This is a genomic window from Arcicella rigui (genome assembly GCF_034929435.1).
Lineage (GTDB): Bacteria > Bacteroidota > Bacteroidia > Cytophagales > Spirosomataceae > Arcicella > Arcicella rigui.
Genome location: NZ_JAYFUM010000002.1, coordinates 1 through 22159, shown reverse-complemented (window position 1 = coordinate 22159; position 22159 = coordinate 1). Strand labels below are relative to the sequence as shown.

The window sequence follows — 22159 nt, the reverse complement described above, 5'->3', positions numbered from 1 at the left end:
ACTTAAATCCGACGACTGATGGCTGATAGCTAATACAAATTAACTTCTAAATTAATCCTTTCGAGCTAACCCTTGAAATCATATTTTTTCGATAACGACCTCATGTTAAAAGATAAAATACTTTCCCTTAAAGGCCCCATTTTTGTATATGGTGCAAGTGGCTTTATTGGTGCGAATCTCTTCAACGAGATTTTCAAACTCAGAAAAGACTGCTATGCACTTACCCATGATGCTCAAAAAGCATGGCGTTTGAAATTACTGAATGTTCCTGCTGAAAATATTGTTCACTGCGATATTGTTTCTAATTACTCGGTTCAAGAAGTTTTTAGTGCTTATAAGCCCAAAACGATTTTCAATTTGGCGGCTTATGGAGCGTACTCTAAGCAAAAAAATGTAACGCTTACTTATGAAACCAATGTAATCGGAACAGTAAACCTGCTTGAAAATTTAGCGTCTGATATGGTGTACATCCATGCAGGAAGTAGCTCGGAATATGGTTTTAACTGTACTGCACCCAAAGAAAGCGACGCACTCGAACCCAACAGTCATTATTCAGTTTCAAAAGTTTCTGCGGCTTATACCATTCAATATTATGCGAAAGTTCACAACAAAAATGCGGTGAATTTACGTCTTTATTCAATTTATGGAGATTGGGAAGAACCCGACCGCTTGATTCCTAAATTGATTGAAAGTGTTAGACATAATAAATTACCCAATTTTGTTTCTCCAGAAATCAGTCGAGATTTTGTTTATATTTCAGATTGTATAGAAGCTTTCCTTGATACAGCGTTGAAAATGTCGCCTGCCATTCGTGGTAATTCTTATAACATTGCCAGTAGTGTAAAAACGACCATTGGCGATTTAGTAGAAGTATCTCGACAAGAATTTGGCATTGCTGAAAAACCTTCGTGGGGAAGTATGGAAAATCGCCAATGGGATTTGGCAGACTGGTACGGCGACCCAACGGAAGCTCAAAAAGATTTAGGCTGGTCGGCAAAAACGCCTTTGGCAGAAGGATTAAGAAAGTACTACCAGTGGCAAGAAAGTATTCGCTACGAAGAGAAAGTATTGCCAGCTTTCCAAAATCCTTACTTAAACCCTGTGATTACGGCCATTATTGCTTGTTACAAAGACGCTCAGGCAATTCCATACATGTATGAAAGATTAGTGAAAACTTTCAACGAAATGAAAGTACGCTATGAAATCATTTTTGTAAACGACTGTTCGCCAGACAATACCGAAGAAGTATTAGAAGAGATTTGTAATAAAGACCCGAATGTAATCGGGATTACCCATTCAAGAAATTTTGGTTCTCAGTCAGCTTTTTTATCTGGTATGGAAATTTCAACTGGCGATGCCGTAGTACTCATGGATGGCGATTTGCAAGACCCCCCAGAAGTAATGCCACGCTTTTTTGAAAAATGGTCAGAAGGCTACGAAGTAACTTATGGTGTAAGAGTACAGCGAGAAATGCCAAATTGGCTACATTTCTTCTACAAAACTTTTTATAGAATCTTCAAAAATATGTCTTACATCAATATTCCTAATGATGCTGGCGACTTTTCGATGATTGATAGAAAAGTAGTAAAAGAATTGGTGAGTTTACCAGAAACGGAACAGTTTTTAAGAGGATTACGTGCTTGGGTTGGTTTCAAACAAATTGGTGTTGATTACGTTCGTCCCGAAAGAATGTTTGGCGTTTCTACCAACAACTGGCGAAAAAACATTTGGTGGGCAAAAAAAGCCATTTTCTCATTCAGTTTTGTGCCTTTAGAAATTATGTCTTATGGTGGTTTTATCATGACATTACTTTCAATTTTAGGTATCGTTTGGCAAATATTGGCAAAATATATATTTTATCCAGACACCCCTTCGGGGATTTCTACTGTCATAGTATTAGTAATGTTTTTTGGCGGTATCAATCTCTTGGGGATAAGCTTTTTAGGAGAATACATTGCCAAAATCTTTGAAGAAACTAAGAAAAGACCGAAGTTTATCCGAACCAGAGTACGTAAGGGAATTAAGAAGTATAACACTTCTGAGGAAATCAAAAGGTTAGTAGAACAACAAAGAAAATAACATTATAAAGCGATTCAAGAATCGCCTTCAAAGAATGAGGAGAGAATTTTCAGATGCCATCGAAAAAATTGCCATTGAAGATGAAAAGGTAGTTTTTATCACTGGAGATTTAGGATATAATGCCCTTGAAAACTTACAAGCGGCCATGGGCAATCGCTTTATCAATGCTGGAGTTGCTGAACAAAATATGGTGGGCTTGGCAGCAGGTTTGGCTTACAAAGGTTTTAAAGTATTTTGTTATTCAATCGCTCCTTTTGTAGTGTATCGCTGTTGGGAGCAGTTTAGAAACGACGTTTGTTTACATAATTTACCCGTTTTCTTAGTCGGAAATGGAGGTGGTTATGGTTACGGAATCATGGGAAGTAGCCATCATGCTATTGAAGATTTGGCAGGACTAAGTAGCTTACAAAACGTAAAATGTTGGATTCCAGCATTTTCAGATGAAGTAGAACCTTTTCTAAATCAAATCGTTGCAGATGCTCGCCCAGCTTATTTAAGATTAGGTGCAGGAAAAAAAACACCTTCCTTAGATACTGATTTCGGTGGATTGAAGTTATTATACAAAGCAAGTAATGCTAAAGGTTCGATTGTATCATTAGGCCCTGTTGCCAACAATGTAATGAATGCTTTAGAAAATGAAGAACTTTCAGGGCAATTCAACGTCTTTACGGCCTACAATTTGCCAATGAAAATTGAAAAAGAAGCCTTCCAATTAATTCAAGAGGCTGAAAAGCTGTTAGTCGTAGAAGAACACGTAAGTACCGGAGGATTGGCACAGCAATTGTCTGTGCAACTTTTAGAAAATGGAGTTTCGTTAAAGAAGTTTGTAAGCCTAAGAGCCGAAGGGTATCCCGATGGTACTTACGGAAGCCAAACTTATCACCAAACACAGTCGGGATTAGATAGCCAAAATATTGCCATCAAATTGAAGTGTTTTATGGAATAGGCTATGGCTTAATCTCATAAAACCTCAAATCATGAATATTTCTGCTAAAAATGCTCAACTTTTTAAAGTATTATCTTTACTGACAGTTTTGATTCCGATTTTAGGATACTTCTTATTTCTTGATAAGTATGCCGTAAATATTCCCTATTTGGATGATTATACCTTTTTCGACTTTCTTCCAAAGCTATTTTCGGAAATTAGTTTTGGCGAGAAAGTCGAACTTTTTTTTGAACAACACAACGAGCATAGAATTTTTCTAAATCGAGTTTTTGCTTTTCTTATCTACTGGTTGAATGGAAATCTCAATTACAGAGTAATGATTTTTATCGGCAACATATTTTTACTCGGCATTGTTGCTATTTTTTATCATTACTTTTTACAGTTAAAATTTCATTTACTTTACTTTATTCCTGTCCCTTTTCTATTTTTTCAGTTACAATTTTGGGAAAATAGTTTTTGGGGAATGGCTTCAATTCAGAATTTTGGTGTAATTTTTATTTTACTGATTGCCATTCACTTCATCCTCTCGAAAAAAAGCTCACTTTTTTATTTATCTCTCTGCTTTGTTTTTTTAGCTACTTATACCAGTGGGAATGGTATTCTCAGCATTTTTGTTTGCGGAACACTCCTATTACTTCAAAAAAGGATAAAAGATTTTTTTATTTTTTGCCTTTGGGCTTTGTTACTAATTGGTACATACTTTTATCATTATCAATCGCCCAAGTACATTCATTATTTTGAAGGCGTAGATATAATAGCCATTGGTCAAGGTTTTCTTTTATTCATTGGTTCAGCTTTCGACCTTGTCAGTAACATGACGATTAGAATCATCTTAATAACGCTTGTAGGAGCTTTATCGCTGGGATTGGTTATCTTTTTCTTAGTCAAATATTTGATGAAAGCTTGGCTAATAAACCGCCAATTTGAAGCTATTGAGCTATTTTTGTTAGGCTGTTTTCTTTTTGTACTCGGCACAGCCTTCATCGTGGCGGTTACAAGGGTAAGTTTTGGACTAATCTCGCTATTTGTCAGTCGATATAAAATCTATTCAGTATTAATAATAGTTAGTCTGTATTTTTGTTTATTACTCAAAGCTGACAGATATTTGTTAGCGAAAGCTATCATTCCTTTGATTTTCTTGAGTATTCTCTATAATTTATGGAGTAATTATCGAAATTATTACATTACTGTTCACTTACAAAAACAGCGAATTTGTGCTTTAATCAATAATTTGATAGTTTCGGGCGATAAATTTGATAAGTTAAATAGTAACATTTATCAGATACCTCATTTATGGTTTAATGAACAGTTGGGAAGCCTCAAAAAACCTATTATTGAAGCTCCCAAATGGCAACATTCTTTTTACAAAACGCCATACAGCGAAATGTTAGTTTTTGAAAGTGCCGACTTTGAGCCAAGAATAGAAGGAAAATTTGGTGTATATTTAATGCTTCAATCAAGTAAAAGAGTCTATATTTACCCTGTGAGTAATCATTCTTCTTCGATGAGAAAGTTTTTGAGGACGGGCGATTTTTGGGCAAAAGGGTTTATTGGCTCACTTGAATATCAATTTATAGATGCTGATACTTATCAATTAGGCTTGTGGATTCAAGACGGAAAGATTGGGAAAGCCTATAATTTGAATGATTCAATCAAAATTGAGCATAATTATTAGGAAACAAACATTGGCAATTGTCGATTTAAGCTTCTAATTATCAGAAATTTATAAAAATTACACCTCTTTACACAAAACACAGCTTATGAGAAATAAGCTCAAATATTTACAAAATGTCTCAAACAAAAAAAGAAACATATTTTACCCAATTAGACGGAATCCGTTTTGTAGCTGTCGCTTTGGTACTTTTTGACCACTGGTTAGCAGAAAAAAATGTATTGCCTTTGGGGCATTTGGGTGTAACAATGTTTTTTGTACTCAGCGGTTTTTTGATTACCCGTATCCTGATTGAAAGCAAGTTAAAGGATGATAAAATTGGTCGAAGCCATTGGTTTTCGGTAAAGCAATTCATCATTCGTAGAAGTATCAGAATATTCCCGATTTATTTCTTAGCCATTTTTGCACTGTACCTTTTCGATGTCCCACCTGTAAGAGATACGATTTTGTGGTGTTTGGCTTATGCTACCAATTTTTACATTGCCATTCATCAACATTGGATGGGAACAATCGACCACCTCTGGTCTTTGGCAGTAGAAGAACAGTACTATCTAATTTTCCCTTACTTGATTCTGTTTTTACCAAGCAAACATTACCTTAAAGTACTTACCCTAATGATTTTGCTTTCTATCGGTCTTCGGGTTTTCTTCTATCTTCAAGGAAGTAATTGGGTAATTCAGTACGTTTTGATGCCAACTTGCCTTGATTGTTTCGGTTTGGGCGGTTTAATGGCTTATTATTTTACTTTTCATAAAGAAGCTATCTTTGAAAAATTAGCTAATACTTGGTTGGTTTTACTTAGTTTTGGAGTGTATGCTTTCTCGGTTTACTACACTTTACACCAACAAAGTATTACGCATCTGAGCCACCAATTTGGTACGGTTGTACTTGAAAGGTTTGTATCGGCATTGTTTTGTTTTTTCTTTATTGCGAAAGCAGTTTCGGGCTATCAAAGTTTTGGGAAATCATTTTTAGAAAATCCTGCCATAAGCTACTTTGGTCGTATCAGTTACGGTATTTATTTGTATCATAATTTTATTTATAACTTTTATCATACGCCCCAGACGAGTATTGTACTAAGAGTTTTGCACAAAATTCAGCGAATTATGCCAGCTGTGAGTAGTAATGTTGTTTTTGAACTATTCTATTATTTTATCATCACAATTGTAGTCGCAAGCCTCTCTTGGTTTCTTGTTGAAAAGCCAATCAACCACTTAAAAAAGCATTTCACGTATTAAGTAAACAATAATTTGTGACTTAGAATCGTAGATTGAAGCAAAGTATTCTTTGAAAAATGGGTTTTGTGCCAATGTTTCAATAATTTTGTAAATCAGAAACTGCGTAATCTCTAAAAATATGAATATTTTAAGTCGAATTTCCAGTTTTCCTATGTATTCTCATAGCAGCCTTACCAACATCAAGAATGAGTATTAAATTAGCCATCGTCATGCCAGCTTATAATGAACAAGATTGCATGGCAGACGTAGTAAAAATCTGGTCAGACCTCTTAGACAGTGAATTTGCTTCTGAAGAAACTCGACTTATTGTAGTAAACGACGGTTCAAAAGATAATACAGGAAAAATCCTTGACGATATTCAACCTCTTTATCCAAAACTCATTGTTATACATCAGAAAAATGGTGGACATGGCAATGCCGTAGTTCACGCATATAAAAAAGCCGTTGAAATCGGTGCTGAATATATTTTCCAAACGGATTCAGACGACCAGTTTATTCCAGAAGACGTAAAACTTTTGTGGGAAAAACGCCATCAGTCTTCTTTCATTTTGGGCTATCGCCAAGTGCGTCACGACGACCCATTCCGCCTTCTTATTACTCGTATTTTACGATACAGTATGTTTGCCGTTTATGGTACTTTTATCATGGACTCAAATATTCCTTTCCGCTTGATTGAAGGTAATTTCTTGAGAAAATTATTAGCTCAATTACCCAATCCGGTGCCATTTGCTCCAAATATTTTCTTGGCAATCATGGCAAAAAAAGCAGGCGAAGAATTATTCAATATTCCGATTGTACACAAAGAAAGAGCAACTGGCGAAGTTTCAATCAGAAAAATGAAACTTTTAAAAGTGTGCTGGCAGTCGTTTAAGGAATTACTCAATTTCAGATTGACCTTGAACGAAAAAATTAGAAATGTGAAAAAACAGCAGCCAGTACAAGTATGAAACAATATGATTTTGTAATCGTTGGAGCAGGTTTATTTGGGGCAGTTTTTGCCCACGAAGCTACCAAAAAAGGGAAAAAATGCTTAGTAATTGACAAACGTCCGCACTTAGGCGGAAATGTGTATTGTGAAGAAATCGAAGGCATCAATGTCCATAAATACGGAGCTCATATTTTTCACACCAACGATAAAGATATTTGGGATTATGTAAATTCATTTGTTGAATTTAACAGATATACCAATTCACCTTTAGCTAATTTCAAAGGCGAATTGTACAATTTGCCTTTCAACATGAATACTTTCTATCAGCTTTGGAAAGTAAAAACGCCACAGGAAGCCCAAGAAAAAATCAGAGAACAAGTAGCAGCTTCGGGCATTAGCGAACCGCAAAATTTGGAAGAACAAGCAATTTCTTTGGTTGGAACTGACATTTACGAAAAGTTGATTAAAGGCTATACCGAAAAACAATGGGGCAGAAAAGCCACAGAACTTCCAGCTTTTATTATCAAACGTTTGCCTTTGCGTTTTACCTACGATAACAATTATTTCAACGATAAGTATCAAGGAATTCCTATCGGTGGCTACAATAAGTTAGTGGAAGGACTTTTGGCTGGTGTTGAAGTAAGAACTTCCGTAGATTTTTTCAAAAACAAAGCGGAGTTTACAGAAATTGCTGAGAAAATCGTTTTTACAGGACATATCGACGAGTTTTATGATTACTGTTTTGGAAAATTAGAATACAGAAGTTTACGTTTTGAAAACCAAGTACTCGACCAAGAGAATTATCAAGGAAACGCCGTTGTGAATTATACCGAAGCGGATATTCCGCATACTCGCATTATCGAACACAAGCATTTTGAATTTGGGAAACAAGCTAAAACAGTAGTAACCAAAGAATTTCCTTGCGAGTGGACTTCGGGAATGGAGGCTTATTATCCAATCAACGACGATAAAAATACTGAAATGTTCAAACGCTATCGAACACTTTCACTTGAGGAAAAGAATGTTATTTTTGGAGGACGTTTGGCTGAATACAAATATTATGATATGCACCAAGTAGTTGCTTCTGCGTTGGTAAGAGTAAAAAATGTATTGGGAGAATGATTCAAATAGCTTAGAAATCTAAATCATCTATCATGAAAAAAACACTACTTTTCCTTGCTATTGCCGTCATAGGAATCGTCGCTTATCTTTTCTACCAAAAGAAAAGCCTTTATAGTAGTGTTCTTACCAGATTTGTACCTGACAATACACTTTTGTTGTTAGAAAGCAATGAGTTTAGCAATTATCCAAAAACGCCCGTCATTTCGCATATTCCTTTACTTTCCAGAGTAGGGAATCAGTTTTTGGTTTTGAAAAAAATCGGTCTAAATGATGCTGAAATCAAAAAAATATTAGCTCATAAAACCCTCTATTTTGCCCTCATTGCCGAAGCCAAAGATGATTTGAATTTTGTAAATTACCTTCCGCTAAACAGCGACGACCAGTCTTTGTTAGATAAATTCGAAACGCTAAAAAATAATATTTCTGGCAACAGAATTATTTATCATACCACACAAGGCTACAAAATTGCAGAAGTGATAGACGCTTCTGCAAAATCTGTTTTTTCATTTATTATTCAAGATAATTTCCTGATTTTCAGCTCTTCAAGTTTGATATTGGAAGAAGCAATTCTTCCCCGTGGAAATACTTGGATAAAAGGACTTACGGGCAAAATCAATAATCACAGCGAGGGTGTTTTTAACGCTACTTATCTCAACAGACAAGCTATTGCCAAATTTATCAACACTATTTCTTTAGAAAAAAACTCGCCTGCCAGTCAGTTTGTGCATTTACTTTCTGAACAATTCACTGATTTTGTAACTACCAAAACTACTTTAGAAGCCAAAGGCGAAGCATTTTCATCAAAGCTTTTTTTAGGACAAGTACCTGCCAAAATCAGCAGTTTGAATCTGATTCCAAACACTTCTGCTTTTGTATTACACTTTGCGGTTTCTGATAATAAACTTTTTGAAGAAGGTGTTGAAAAATACATCAAAAAAAGCGAACACTTGAATGATTTACGCAATACGGTGATTGATGAATTTAAAGTAGATTTTTCAAAAATTTATCAAAAATTACAAGACGAAATCATTCTGGCTGGTTTTGATGAAGGCAACGCCACTTTTGCAGGAAAAGTACTCATTCTCAAAAATCAACAACTGTATTATCCTTTAGAAGAAATCGCCAAGGAAGTTGCCAAAAAAAGAGCTGCCAATGTTTTTAGCCTTTCCTTTGGAGCTTATACCATTCATTCATTAGGAATTCGTGAATTCCCAAGTATGGCATTTGGCGAAGGTTTTGCAGGTTTTGATGAGTGTTACTTTACAGAATATAAAAATCACTTGATTTTGACGAATAGTCTGACTGCCATGCAAAGCTATTTGGTGACGCTCAGTAAAGGTGATGTTTGGAGTAACTCAAGTAAAAATCAAGCGATTGTTAAGCAGACAAGCCCCGCTAATTTGACGCTAATTGCCGAAACTAACAGAGCTTTAACGGGCTTAAAAAAGTCTTTTATCAATAATTGGGTGAATAAAATCACAAAAGAAGAAAATGCCATCAACCAAGTAGAAGCAAGTATTTATCAGGTAATGCCCAATGAAAGCAAATTGTATTTAATAAAGAATTTATCATTGTCGCAAGCACCTCTTAAATACACTAATAAATGGTTGAAATTAACAAGTATTCCTTTAATCAGTGCAGCCAAACCAAGCTATTTGAATAATCATAACAAGCAGGAGATTTTTGCCCAAAGTGATGATAAAGTACTCCATTTTATTGTTGATAACAAAAGTGTTTGGAAGCATGAACTTTCAGGAAAACTGATTGGCAATGTAAAAACTGTGAAATTTTTACCAAGCAACCAAACACAATACTTGGTTGTGACGACAAATAAGGCTTACATACTCAGCAGAATTCAAAATACTTTTGAGATTACCGAAATCCAGAATCCAAAAAGTTTGCGATTGAAAGACTTTTTGATTTTCAATGAAGAAGGCGATGCCAACGAAAATCTAACGCTTTTTGCCGAAAACGGTGAAAGTTTTAAAATTAGTAAATCTTCAGAAACGCTCAAAGCAGGCTTTAAAGACAATACTTCAAATCAGTACATTACGCCACTTTCTACGGTCATTCTGAAAGGAACAGAGTATGCAGTACTTTTGGATAAAAAAGGGAAATTAACCTTGCAAAATGCCAAAGGCAAAACTGCCGAAGGTTTCCCTGTTTCACTGAATCGCAATATTAATAGTCCAGCTTTTCTTGAAGGTTCGGGCAATCAAATTGCCATTAACGTTTTAAGTGAAAATGGAGAACTTTTCAAAATTGGGATTTCGGGAAAAATCATTGAAAAAAGACAATTACTTCGTCCGGATAGCGAAACTAAATTTTTTCTTTGTCCCGACGAACGCAATAGCGATTGGGTAATTATGCGAAGCGACGGCAAAAATGTGGTGGTAATAGACAAAACTGAAAAGGAAATGTTTACCATCAAAGAAGCTACTTTTGGCGTAAAACGTTTGAAATATTACAATTTGGGTATTGGTGGGAAATTCTTCGCTCTTACAAATGCTTATACAAATTATCGTTTTTTTGATGAGAAAGGCGAATACATCGGTGGTAAAGCCATAGAATCTATTCATCTTCCAGTAATTACGTATTCTGAATCTTATCAAAAATTAATTATGAACATCACAACACCTACTGCGTTGGAAACTTGGTCGGTGAAACTTCGTTAATATGATTTTTAATTCCATTCATTTTTTAATTTTCTTTATCATCGTCACGCTTGGCTATTGGTCTTTGGGTTGGAGTGGTCGTTGGCGTTTATTATTATTGGCAAGCTGTTATTTCTACATGGTTTTCATGCCAATTTATATTTTAATCCTATTACTCACCATCATCATTGACTACATCGCAGGGATTTATCTTGAAAAAACGCATGGGCCAAATAAAAAACTCATACTCATCGTCAGTTTGATTTCTAATATTGGGATTTTGGCTTTGTTTAAATATTATAATTTTTTCAATACAAATCTTACGCATTTATTATGGATGTTTCACATTCATAACCCTGCCCCTTATCTAAAAATCTTATTGCCCATTGGTTTATCGTTTCATACTTTTCAAGCCATGAGTTATACGATTGAAGTATATCGTGGCAACCAAAAAGCTGAAAGACATTTTGGAATTTATGCCCTTTACGTGATGTTTTATCCGCAATTGGTCGCTGGGCCAATCGAGAGACCACAAAATGTATTGCATCAATTCCATGAAACACATCAGTATGATTGGGAAAAAGTAAAAAGTGGCTTGATGATGATGGCTTGGGGTTTATTCAAAAAAGTGGTCATTGCCGACCGACTGGCGATGGTTGTAGATTATGCTTATAAAGACCCAAACGAAAAGAATGGACTTTCGCTGTTAGTCGCTACTTTTTTCTATACTTTTCAGATTTACTGTGACTTTTCGGGATATTCAGAAATTGCTTTGGGTTCTGCCAGAGTAATGGGCTTTGAATTGATGGAAAACTTTAAAAGTCCATATTTTTCTACTTCCATTTCAGAATTTTGGAGACGCTGGCATATTTCACTTTCAACTTGGTTCAGAGATTATTTGTACATTCCTCTGGGTGGAAATCGTGTAGCTGAATGGCGAAGATACCTCAACCAATTTATTGTTTTTATGGTGAGTGGTTTATGGCATGGAGCTCAGTGGACCTTTGTTATTTGGGGTTCTTTGCATGGTTTTTATTTAATCGTGGCGGCTGTCCGAAACAAGTATTTTCCGAAAATGTCTTTGCCCGAAAACACTTTTGGCAAAGCCTTAAATCTTGTTTCAACCTTTATACTTGTGATGTTCGCTTGGGTATTTTTCAGAGCAAAAGACACACATGATGCTTTTTTGATTATCAAAAAAATGTTACTCTTCTCTCCTATCGACAACCTTCAAACGCCTTTAAATGGCGTAGAAATGGCTTTTTCGCTTGGATTAATTGGTTTATTGCTTTGGAAGGAAATCAAGTACTTTTATATTTCAACCCAAAATACCATAAAATTTTACGGAATGATTTCGCTGATAATGATTTTGGTTTACTTCTTTGGCGTTTTCAACACCAATAATTTTATTTATTTTCAATTTTAGAAAAGCTTTCGGATGTCGGACATCGGATTTCGGATTTGGGATGTCAGATTTGGGATTTGGGACATCTGATTTTAGAAAAATATCATCCGAAATCCGATGTCCAAAAGCAGAAATCCGAAATCCGAAATCACATATCCGAATTCAAAAAATTTCTTATGTTAAAAAGTGTTTTAAAATATTCTGTACTCTTGTTAGCCATTTTTTTGTGGCTGCAAGCCTACTTTCCTGCCATTTATTCAAGCACAAAATTATTTCCTGACGATTACCGTAATGGCGATTTATACAGACTTTCCTATTTACCACAATTCAAAGAAAAAGCCATTGATTGTCACAAAAACGCTTCATCACAAAGTCCAAAATTACCCGTTCATTTGTACATCATTGGCGACAGTTTTACCGAAGAACAAAGAGTAAATGAAAGCGATTTTCAGGCTGAAAAATATCAGTATGTGCATTGGGCGAATCTCAAGCACATTCAATTGGACAGTACAAAAAAGAATATTTTAATTTTAGAATCGGTAGAAAGAGCCACCAAAGAACATCTTTCGCAAGATGCCAATAATTTTCAGACAGAAGCTTTGGTAGAAAACGAAACACCTCAGCACTTTACTTTCAGACAAAACTTAACGCAAAAATGGGATAAAATAAAAAGCATTGCATTCCCCGCAGGAACAGAAGAACGTTTAGAACATACATTGTTTAACTACGATTTTTTCTTGTGGTTTCGTGAGTTGAAAGCCAAAATGAATTTAGCCATTTTCAACAGAATTGAACCAAAAGTTATTCTTTCAAAAAACCAAAAACATTTATTTTATTTTGAAGAAGCCGATAGTACTCATGGTCGCTCTTCGTTTTTTCCAGTTACGGAGGCTCAGATTGATACTTTTGTGACGCACGCAAACAACAGTAGAGAAAAGTATTTAAAGGCTGGTTTTGATGAAGTATATCTTTCGATAATTCCGAATAAAGTAAGTTTGCAATCGCCAGATTTGGGAAATTATAACCATTTAATTGAAAGAATTCAGACAAACCCAAAACTTAACATTCCTGTGATTGATGCTTATCAGCTTTTCAAGCAATATCCTGAAAAGTATTATTTAAAAAGTGATACACATTGGAATTGTGAAGGAAGAGATTTATGGTTAGGCATTGTGAATCAGCTCATTAATTCTAAAAAGAACTAAAAAAACAAAGAGCCAAACTTTCGTTCGACTCTCGTTCTGCGGTAGTTTTTATGTCTTGTAAATCTTACAATAAAGTAATAAAGCTTTTGATAACAGCTCCTAATCGAACGGCATCAAATATACGCTGTTCGCTTGCTCCATGAGATTTTACAGATGCTTCGTGTGAAGTAACACACATTTCGCAACCATTAATCGCAGAAATTACCAAGCTCAATAATTCAAAAAATTCTTTTCCTAAAACAGGGTTCATCATAATCGACATTCTAACACCTGCTGGAATATTATTGTAAGTTTCTTTGTCCATAAAGTGACGGAAACGATACAATACATTGTTGGCATTCATTAAAGAAACGCAAGCAGCTACTTCTAAAAGTTCTTTTTCTTCTGCTCCTTTGCTTTTTGCTAATTCTTCTAAAGACGAAATTAAAGTAGTCGATTTCTCGTTGATAGCCACCGACAAAGCCAATAAAACTGCCTCTTTTTCTTTCAAAGTCTGAGCTTTCAAAGCATTTGAAACATTGATTTTAAGGTCTTTGATATAACGATGGTCAAGAGCATTTAGACGGTCGAGGAATATACTTTCAAAAGCCGCTGGAAGATTTACTTCTGCCAACAGATTTTTTTTTGTTTCACTAACTGTTCCGAACATGATTTTAATTTGGAGGAGTGTAAAGGTATGTCATTGAGAAATTACCCTCAATGACATATCAAAATAAGGATTATACTGACAAAGTTTCTTCGCCTTGTTTCCAGTTACATGGACAAAGTTCGTCTGTTTGAAGAGCGTCTAATACTCTTAAAACTTCGTCAACGTTACGACCAACTGATAAATCGTTAGCACAAACCCAACGAATTACGCCTTGTGGGTCAACGATATAAGTAACACGGTAAGCGATTTTTTCGTTAGCTTCTAAAATACCTAATTCTTCAGCTAAAGATTTAGAAGTATCAGCCAACATTGGGAATTTTAATCCACGAAGGTCATCATGGTTGTTTCTCCAAGCTAAGTGAACGAACTCAGAGTCAGTTGAAGCACCGATTAAGAAAGCATCACGGTCAGAGAAGTCATCAAATTTGTCATTAAAAGCAGCAATTTCAGTAGGACACACAAAAGTAAAGTCTTTTGGCCACCAGAACATTACCATCCATTTATCTGCATTTTTGTGATCTTCAGAAGTAATTTCGTGAAACTCTTTTCCTTTTTCAAGAGAAACAACAGCAGTTTTTTGGAATTTTGGGAAAATTGAACCTAATGATAACATGATTTTATGATTTTAAGTATTTATATTAAATATTGAAATTATACAATTTTATCCTTATCAGAAATGATTTAAATCATTTTCCTATTTGAAAAGTAATATTTTTTATTTCGTTACAAAGTTGCTAACTAAATGTTTTGTAAACAAATTGATAATATTGATATTTACATAGAGATTCTTTATAACGTAATTTAAGCTTATGACAATTACCCAATTAGAGTATGTAATCGCTGTGGAAAATCACAGAAATTTTGTGCAAGCGGCAGACAGTTGTTTTGTTACTCAGCCTACTTTGAGTATGCAAATCCAAAAATTAGAAGACGAATTAGGCGTAAAAATTTTCGATAGAAGTCGCCAGCCAGTTGTTACCACCCAAATCGGTTTAGAAATAATTCAGCAAGCACGCATTACCATTGCTGAGTTTTATAAAATCAAAGAAACCGTAAATTCGGGCAAAAATGACGTAAGTGGCGAAGTTCGTTTGGGTGTAATTCCAACGATTGCTCCTTACTTGTTGCCTCTATTTTTGGCAAGTTTCTTGGAAAAATATCCCAATGTTGAATTAAAAATCAAAGAACTTACCACCGACAGAATTATTCACGGATTAAAAAATGATGATTTTGATTTGGGCTTAATCGCTACGCCCTTGCAACAGCCTAATATTGTTGAGTATCCTATTTATTACGAAGAATTGGTACTTTATGTATCAAAGGAAAATGCGATTTATCAGAAAAAATATGCTCTTTCAGAAGACATTAATCCCAAAGAATTATGGCTTTTGGAAGAAGGACATTGCTTGCGTTCGCAGATTGAAAACCTTTGTGAGTTGAAGAGAAAATCAATCGGTAGAAATCAGTTTGAGTACCAAGCAGGAAGTTTGGAAACACTTCGGAAAATGGTTGAAAGAAATCAAGGCATTACAATTTTACCAGAACTGGCAACGATGGATTTTGATGAAGACAGATTGAATCTGATTCGTCATTTCAAATCGCCTGCACCAGTGCGTGAAGTAAGTTTGGTTGCACATAAAAACTTTGCAAAGCTGGGAATTTTGAAAGCTTTGAAGGAAAGTATTTTGGCGGCTATTCCAAAAGAATTATCCGTTGAGAAAAAGAGAAATATTGTTGAAGTAGGATGAAAGAAATTGTGAATGATGAGTGATGAATGATGAATTAAAATTTATCCTTGCCTAAAATGTTGAATTCGTATATTTTAAATTTCAAAATTCACAACTCCTCATTCATAACTCTAAATTATCTTGTATCTTGCGAGCTTCATAAAAAATCAACATTCAATAATTCCATGAAAAAAATACTTTGCATCTGCTTTTGGCTTTATAGTTTTTGCGGATTTTCTCAACTTCTAAATCATCAGCCCACTTTTACGCATCAAGATACGCTCAGAGGAAGTATTACACCTGAACGTATTTGGTGGGATTTAAAATTTTATCACCTCAGTCTAAAAGTTGAACCTAAAGACAGTAGCATTTCAGGCAATAATTTGGTGGTTTATAAAGTACTCAAAGCTTCACAGTCGATACAAATTGATTTGCAGAATCCTCTCAAAATCACAAAAGTAACACAAGACGGCAAAGCCCTAAAATTTCGTAGAGATGGCAATGCGTTCTTTATTACACTGAATAAAAAACAAGTAATCGGTAAACAGGAATCAATCCTTGTGTATTATGAAGGGAAACCTCGTCCAGCCAAAAATGCTCCTTGGGATGGCGGTTTTTCTTGGAAAAAAGATACTGCTGGCAATTGGTTTATTGCTACTTCATGCCAAGGAATTGGGGCAAGCCTTTGGTGGCCTTGCAAAGACCACATGTACGACGAACCCGACAGTATGGCTATTTCGGTGACAATACCGAAAAATCTTACAGATGTTTCAAATGGTAGATTAAGAAAAGTAACTGAAAACAAAGATGATACGCATACTTTTCATTGGTTTGTGGCTAATCCAATCAATAATTATGGTGTAAATGTAAACATTGGTAATTATGTTCACTTTTCAGAAAAGTTTGAAGGTTTGAAAGGCGTTTTAGACTGCAACTATTACGTTTTGCCAGAAGACCTCGAAAAAGCCAAAGTACAATTCAAGCAAGTACCGATGATGCTCAAGGCTTTTGAACATTGGTTTGGGCCTTATCCATTTTATGAAGATGGTTACAAATTGGTACAAGTACCGTATTTAGGCATGGAACACCAAAGTTCAGTGACTTATGGCAACAAGTTTCAAAATGGCTATTTGGGCAGAGATTTATCAAGAACAGGCTGGGGAACGAAATGGGATTTTATCATCATTCATGAGTCTGGACACGAGTGGTTTGCCAATAATATTACTTATAAAGACATCGCCGATATGTGGATTCATGAGAGTTTCACAAACTACTCTGAAAACCTTTATACTGAATATTATTATGGAAAAGAAGCAGGTGCGGCTTATGTAATTGGTACAAGAAAATTAATTCAAAATCGTGAACCTATCATTGGTTTCTACAATGTAAATGCCGAAGGTTCGGGCGATATGTATTACAAAGGTGGAAATATGCTTCATACCATTCGTCAGATTGTGAATGATGATGAAAAATGGAGAGGAATTTTAGTAGGACTGAATCGTACTTTCTATCACCAAACCGTAGAAACGCAACAAATTGAAAATTATGTCAGCAAAGAAGCAGGCGTAAATTTACAAAAAGTATTCGACCAATATTTGCGAAATACAGCTATTCCAACTTTAGAATATAAATCTGAAAATGGCGTAATTTCATATCGTTGGACAAATTGCATTGCAGGCTTTGATATGCCTGTAAAAGTAGCCAAACCCAGCGAAAGCTTTCAGTTTATTTACCCAACAACTGAATGGAAAAGCTCAGGTATTACGGGAACTGAACTAAAAGTGGACGAGAATTTTTATGTAAATCTGAAAAAAATCTAACATTAAACGATACTCACGGGGATTTTTATCACAACTTCAAACAAATTGTTATGGGCTTTTACTTTAAATGTACCATTGATTGAATCAATCCATTGTTTGATAATGTATAAACCCAAACCAATATTTTCCATTTCTTTGCTACTTCTATCAGCTTGAAAAAATGGAGTGATGTCATCAGTCTCGAAAGCATAATTTCCTTGATAATGATTTCTAAGAATCAAGACAAACTTATCGCTTTCGAGACGAGTATCAGAAAAAGCTTTGTAAGAAATATCAGCGTATTGAAACAAGTTTTGATACAATTCTGTAAATAGAAATTTCACCCATTTTTCATCATAGCCGTTCAAAGTATTAAGGTTCGATTTGAATTCTATCAATACTTTTTTCGGAAATCTTTGTTTGAGTTCAAGCAAAACATTGTTCTGAATCTCTTTAATATTAACCATTCCACTGTTTACAGGTTTTGCCCAAGGATTAATATTATTGGCCAATTGGTTGTAAAAAAGTAGTTTGTGGGTGGTATCAAGTACTCTTCTGCCAGCATTACTAATGTCGGTAAGTAAATTCAAGACATTGGAATACTCCTGATTTTTTAATTGATTAATCGCTGAATCGCTCAGATTTACGATGTTGTCGAGTGGATGTAAATACTCTTTACTGGAAACACTAAAGAAAATATCGACTGCATTTTTCTTGATTTCGTTTACCACAGATTCTTTTTTCTGAGAACTAATCGTCAGACGAGACTTAATAGTTTCGACCAAATCCTTAGCCATGAAAGGCTTCGTCAAGAAATCATCTGCTCCCGAATTCATACCTCTTCTTTTATCCATAAAATCTGCCCGAGCAGTCAGAAAAATAAAAGGTAAATGAATAAATTGTTCTAAAGCACGAATTTGGTTTAGTACCTCAAAACCATCAATTTCATCAAGCATAATGTCGCAAACGACAATATCTGGGCAAGTCGTTTGCACCAACTCAATTCCTAATTGACCTTTATGAGCAACAGAACAACTAAATCCATGAATTTCAAGAATAGTTTTGGTGTTTTCTGCTAAAACAATGTCGTCTTCAATTAAAACAATCTTATACATCTAAAGCGGGGTTTTCGATCATGTCAATAATAATACAAGTACCAGTATTGACTTTTGTTTTAAATCTGAGTTTTGCTTGATGGAACTCCAAGAAATATTTCACCACCAAAAGCCCTAATCCAGTACCTTTAATACCATCGACATTAGAAGCTCTTGAGAACGCTTTGAACAGATTTTGTCTATCTTTTTCAGGGATTCCAATCCCAAAATCCATCACAATTATTGATATTTTATTGATGCCATAGCGTAGTCGAATGACTGGAGGTTTTCTACCACTCGAATATTTAAAGGCATTATTAATCACATTATTCAAGATATGTTGCATCATTACTCTATCAAATGCCAACTCTCTTAGCGTTCCTCTTTCCTCAAATCTCATATAACGCCCGTCGTTGTAAGGCGAATATCTTTCAAAAAGCAGGGTTTTTACAAAGCTTGATAAATTTTGTGGAAAAGGCTTAAACTCAATTTTGCCACTTTCAATTTTACTAACCAACAGTAATTCTTCCATCAAATTTTCCATCCCTCCTACTTCACTCACAATTCTGTTGGTATGAAGCGTGAGTAATTCTTTAGTTACTCTGTCTGCACCATTGAGTAATTCTAAGATTTGTGCACTCGATTGAATCACTGAAAGTGGAGTACGCATCTCATGCGAGACAATATTCACAAAACCAGATTTTAGTTCGTTCAATCTTCTTTCTTTTTCAATGATTTTTTGAAGTTCAGAAACAGCTAAATGCTGGTCAGTAACATCATTGAAAAATAAAGCATAATTTGTTTCGGCTACATCTGCACGCTCGTAAGGCATAAGAGAATAAGTCAGATACTTCGTAGAACCATACTTATCTTTGAACTGAAACTCTTTTGGTGCATCTTCGGTGATGGCATTAGTTTCATACAATTCAATATCTCTGCGTATCGAAACCATATCAGAAAGAGCAATCTCCTCAATTTTTTTACCAATAATCTCAGAAGGTGGATAGCCAAACACAGACTCAAATGAAGAATTGGCAAAAACTATATTCAGTGCTTTATCAATAATAACCACCACGATACTGAGCATATCGGGGATTTGAGCAAAATTTTGTTCTTTTCTGCGAATATACTCCTCCGCTTTTTTAATAGATGTAATATCCATACCATACCCTACAACATAATCAACCTCACCTTGTTCAGTAAAAAATGGCTGCATTCTGCGTAAATTGAACTGAACGTCGCCGTCTTTTTTAATATTTTCCTCAACAAATTCTTGTGGATTTTTTTCTTGAATAACTGTATTAAATAAAGCCCTTCTTACTTTAGCAATATTTATATCTTTTTCTTTGAGTTGAATGTATTCAAAATCATCTTTGCCGATAATCCACTCACGAATAATATCATCTTTAATTGCGATTTTATTGACAAAAGTATAGCGATGATTTTTATCGAATACAGCAATATCAGCAGGTATATTATGTAGAATTCGTTCATAAAATTCTTTATGGCGAATGTTTTCATATTCCATTCTACGAGTTGAAGTATAGTCATAGTAAATCCAAACCTGCCCTTCAAAAACCTCATCATTGAAGATTGGCAAGTAATCTCGTAAGAAAACTTTACCATTTGCCAATTCTATCACTTCTTGATTTACAGCAACCTTTTTCTCAAGAATTTCATCAATTCTGTTTAAAAACTCTTCTGGATTTTTAAATAAAGGAGCAACAATTTCAGCAGCCTCGGCACAATTGAAACCAACCATTTGTTCAGGTTTTGCTTCAATATTGAATAGTTGACAAAAATTTTGATTCGTAAATTGTAAGCGGCGGTTGCTATCTTCCAAAAGTACAGCGAAAGGAATTTTATTAAGAATAAAATTCAGTTTGTGTACCAAACTATCTTCTTTTGTAATCATTTACTTAAAATTTTCAAGGGCTTTGTTGATTGAATTATGAATAGCGACTTTGGTACACGGTTTCCGAAGAAAATCAACGATTTTAGCATCAGGCATTTTTTTACTAAAATCACTGAACTCAGAGGCGGAAACAATAATAATTTCTATTTGCTTGTCGGCAAATTCACTTGAATTGGTTTGTAGATAATTAATGACCTCAAAGCCATCCATTACAGGCATATTCAAATCCAAAAGAATTATTACTTGAGTATAATCTGAATTCTTAATCCAATCAATGGCATCCTCGCCATTCTCAACTTCAGCTAAAGGGAAATCTAAGTCAGCTAAAAATTTACGAAGTAAAAACCTGTTTAAAAATTCGTCATCAACTATAAGTATAGCCTGCTGAAAATTCACCATTATAATTTGTTTTAATTGATAAAGAGAGCCAAAAGTTCGCCTTTTGAATTGATTTCTAATTTTGAATATATTTTCTTAACATGGTCATTTACAGTAGAATAACTTATAAAAAGTTTATTAGCAATCTCCTTATAAGACATCCCTTTCAGTAAATAATCAACTACTTCGAGTTCTCGTTTGGTTAATCTTTTTCTGAGAGAAGTAAGTTTGTCTTCTTCTGAATGTGAAATTTTTGAAAATAGAATGGAAGCAACTTCCGGAGAAATTAAAGCCCCATTATTTTTTACAATTTCAATTTGTTCGGCTAATTTATCCAAACTAAGCGGTTTAAGTAAATAACCATTTGCACCCGCTTTTACAGATTGCCAAATAGATTCTTCACTACTCGAGCCACTTATCATAATAATATGTGCATCAGGAATAGTTTTACGCACCACGCTTATGCCTTCAATTCCCGAAACCCCAGGCAAGCCAATATCCACCAGCACTAAATATGAACCGAAAGCCAAAGAGTTACTGATTGCTAAAAAATTTTCAATACTATTGACAGAAAAGCTGATTTCCATATCCCTCGTAATTGAAAAAAAAGCCTCAATATTCTTTCTAAGGATTAAATCATCTTCAATAATACCAATTTTGATTCCCATGTTTTTATCTTTTGTGTTCTTCTAAGTATATAATCATAAAGATAAGAATATATATAATTAATCAGCTTAGAATGCAAAAATCATAGTAGATAAATACAGAAATATATGATTGTTTGAAGACAATAATACGACATAAGAATGGTAGTAATAATGACGGTTATCACTACCAACTGGACTAATTAAATTATACAAGCTTATTTTTTGAATAGCAGAAGTGGCGGTTTATGCTATAATCGAGAGCGGTTAGGTTATAAACTTGACAGTGCAAAATTGTTACTTTTTATCGTAAGCAACAATCCCTTAAATTAGGGGTTTTTACTTATCACACCTGTTAAATTTAAAATCTCTAAAGTTTACTTTGAAATTGTACAACTCCTGACACAATCAATGAAATATCATCTGTATTTAGAATAAATCCAAATTAATGGCACAATTTCATCTAAACTAAAATTTAACCTTTCTAAAAAGAATGAAAGTCAAAGTAACAATTGAATATTCAGTGATATTTTCAATAATACAGCACCATTGTCAAATAATTTTATATTAATTATTTGATAATTAGGCACCCTCCCTTTAGTTGTGTAAGTTTTGTTGGGGCTTTGATTTTTTAAAAAATCAAAGCCCCAACAAAAAACTTTAAATAACTTAGGAACAATAATTGTCATTTTTATGGATAAGTC

18 protein-coding genes are annotated in these 22159 nt (G+C 34.5%); 11 read left to right on the top strand and 7 right to left on the bottom strand.

All coding sequences use genetic code 11. The annotated features are described in order from the left end of the window. The first annotated feature begins 102 nt into the window (after positions 1 to 102). From VB248_RS02110 to VB248_RS02070, 9 genes are all read left to right on the top strand, one after another. Positions 103 to 2079 (top strand): NAD-dependent epimerase/dehydratase family protein, encoded by a 1977-nt coding sequence (locus tag VB248_RS02110; RefSeq protein WP_323295098.1) that lies wholly within the window; start codon positions 103 to 105, stop codon positions 2077 to 2079. Positions 2080 to 2113: 34 nt separating this feature from the next. After that, positions 2114 to 3025 carry a transketolase family protein gene (locus tag VB248_RS02105; protein WP_323295077.1) on the top strand — a complete coding sequence of 304 codons (912 nt, stop codon included), beginning with the start codon at positions 2114 to 2116 and terminating at the stop codon, positions 3023 to 3025. A gap of 31 nt (positions 3026 to 3056) precedes the next feature. Then, positions 3057 to 4700, top strand: a complete 1644-nt coding sequence (locus tag VB248_RS02100) for a hypothetical protein (RefSeq protein WP_323295076.1) — start codon at positions 3057 to 3059, stop codon at positions 4698 to 4700. A 113-nt stretch (positions 4701 to 4813) separates the two neighbouring features. Continuing rightward, positions 4814 to 5935: an acyltransferase family protein gene (locus tag VB248_RS02095; RefSeq protein WP_323295075.1), complete on the top strand. Its 1122-nt coding sequence runs from the start codon at positions 4814 to 4816 to the stop codon at positions 5933 to 5935. A gap of 185 nt (positions 5936 to 6120) precedes the next feature. Beyond that, on the top strand, positions 6121 to 6882 hold the full coding sequence (locus VB248_RS02090; protein WP_323295074.1) for a glycosyltransferase family 2 protein: 762 nt from the start codon (positions 6121 to 6123) through the stop codon (positions 6880 to 6882). Then, positions 6879 to 7985: a UDP-galactopyranose mutase gene (gene glf / locus VB248_RS02085; RefSeq protein ID WP_323295073.1), complete on the top strand. Its 1107-nt coding sequence runs from the start codon at positions 6879 to 6881 to the stop codon at positions 7983 to 7985. Before VB248_RS02090 ends, glf begins: the two co-directional genes overlap by 4 nt. 32 nt (positions 7986 to 8017) lie before the next feature. After that, entirely contained in the window at positions 8018 to 10660 is a 2643-nt protein-coding gene (locus VB248_RS02080) for a hypothetical protein (RefSeq protein WP_323295072.1), read from the top strand. A 1-nt stretch (position 10661) separates the two neighbouring features. Beyond that, the gene (locus VB248_RS02075) at positions 10662 to 12065 is read left to right on the top strand and encodes an MBOAT family O-acyltransferase (protein ID WP_323295071.1); all 1404 of its coding nucleotides are present in this window, start codon (positions 10662 to 10664) and stop codon (positions 12063 to 12065) included. Between the two features lie 155 nt (positions 12066 to 12220). Continuing rightward, the gene (locus VB248_RS02070) at positions 12221 to 13249 is read left to right on the top strand and encodes a hypothetical protein (RefSeq protein WP_323295070.1); all 1029 of its coding nucleotides are present in this window, start codon (positions 12221 to 12223) and stop codon (positions 13247 to 13249) included. Between the two features lie 64 nt (positions 13250 to 13313). Here VB248_RS02070 and VB248_RS02065 read toward each other — a convergent pair whose 3' ends face one another. After that, positions 13314 to 13898, bottom strand: a complete 585-nt coding sequence (locus tag VB248_RS02065; protein WP_323295069.1) for a carboxymuconolactone decarboxylase family protein — start codon at positions 13896 to 13898, stop codon at positions 13314 to 13316. 70 nt (positions 13899 to 13968) lie between these two features. Further along, a complete protein-coding gene (locus VB248_RS02060; protein ID WP_323295068.1) occupies positions 13969 to 14511 on the bottom strand; it encodes a peroxiredoxin in 543 nt (180 codons plus the stop codon). A gap of 196 nt (positions 14512 to 14707) precedes the next feature. Here VB248_RS02060 and VB248_RS02055 point away from each other — a divergent pair, with 196 nt between their 5' ends. Together VB248_RS02055 and VB248_RS02050 are read left to right on the top strand one after the other, a co-directional pair. After that, positions 14708 to 15646, top strand: coding sequence for a hydrogen peroxide-inducible genes activator (locus VB248_RS02055; protein WP_323295067.1), 939 nt, complete (start codon positions 14708 to 14710; stop codon positions 15644 to 15646). A 164-nt stretch (positions 15647 to 15810) separates the two neighbouring features. Then, positions 15811 to 17445: a M1 family metallopeptidase gene (locus VB248_RS02050; protein WP_323295066.1), complete on the top strand. Its 1635-nt coding sequence runs from the start codon at positions 15811 to 15813 to the stop codon at positions 17443 to 17445. A gap of 2 nt (positions 17446 to 17447) precedes the next feature. On the opposite strand, the gene VB248_RS02045 is transcribed toward VB248_RS02050, so the two are convergent. The 5 genes from VB248_RS02045 to VB248_RS02025 all read right to left on the bottom strand — a co-directional run. Then, positions 17448 to 18539, bottom strand: coding sequence for an ATP-binding response regulator (locus VB248_RS02045; RefSeq protein WP_323295065.1), 1092 nt, complete (start codon positions 18537 to 18539; stop codon positions 17448 to 17450). After that, positions 18532 to 20433 carry a sensor histidine kinase gene (locus VB248_RS02040; RefSeq protein WP_323295064.1) on the bottom strand — a complete coding sequence of 634 codons (1902 nt, stop codon included), beginning with the start codon at positions 20431 to 20433 and terminating at the stop codon, positions 18532 to 18534. Before VB248_RS02040 ends, VB248_RS02045 begins: the two co-directional genes overlap by 8 nt. Beyond that, entirely contained in the window at positions 20434 to 20832 is a 399-nt protein-coding gene (locus VB248_RS02035; protein WP_323295063.1) for a response regulator, read from the bottom strand. Positions 20833 to 20843: 11 nt separating this feature from the next. Continuing rightward, positions 20844 to 21479 (bottom strand): response regulator transcription factor, encoded by a 636-nt coding sequence (locus tag VB248_RS02030; RefSeq protein WP_323295062.1) that lies wholly within the window; start codon positions 21477 to 21479, stop codon positions 20844 to 20846. A 476-nt stretch (positions 21480 to 21955) separates the two neighbouring features. Further along, positions 21956 to 22159: hypothetical protein (locus tag VB248_RS02025; protein WP_323295061.1), on the bottom strand; the 204-nt coding region annotated here is incomplete at its 5' end.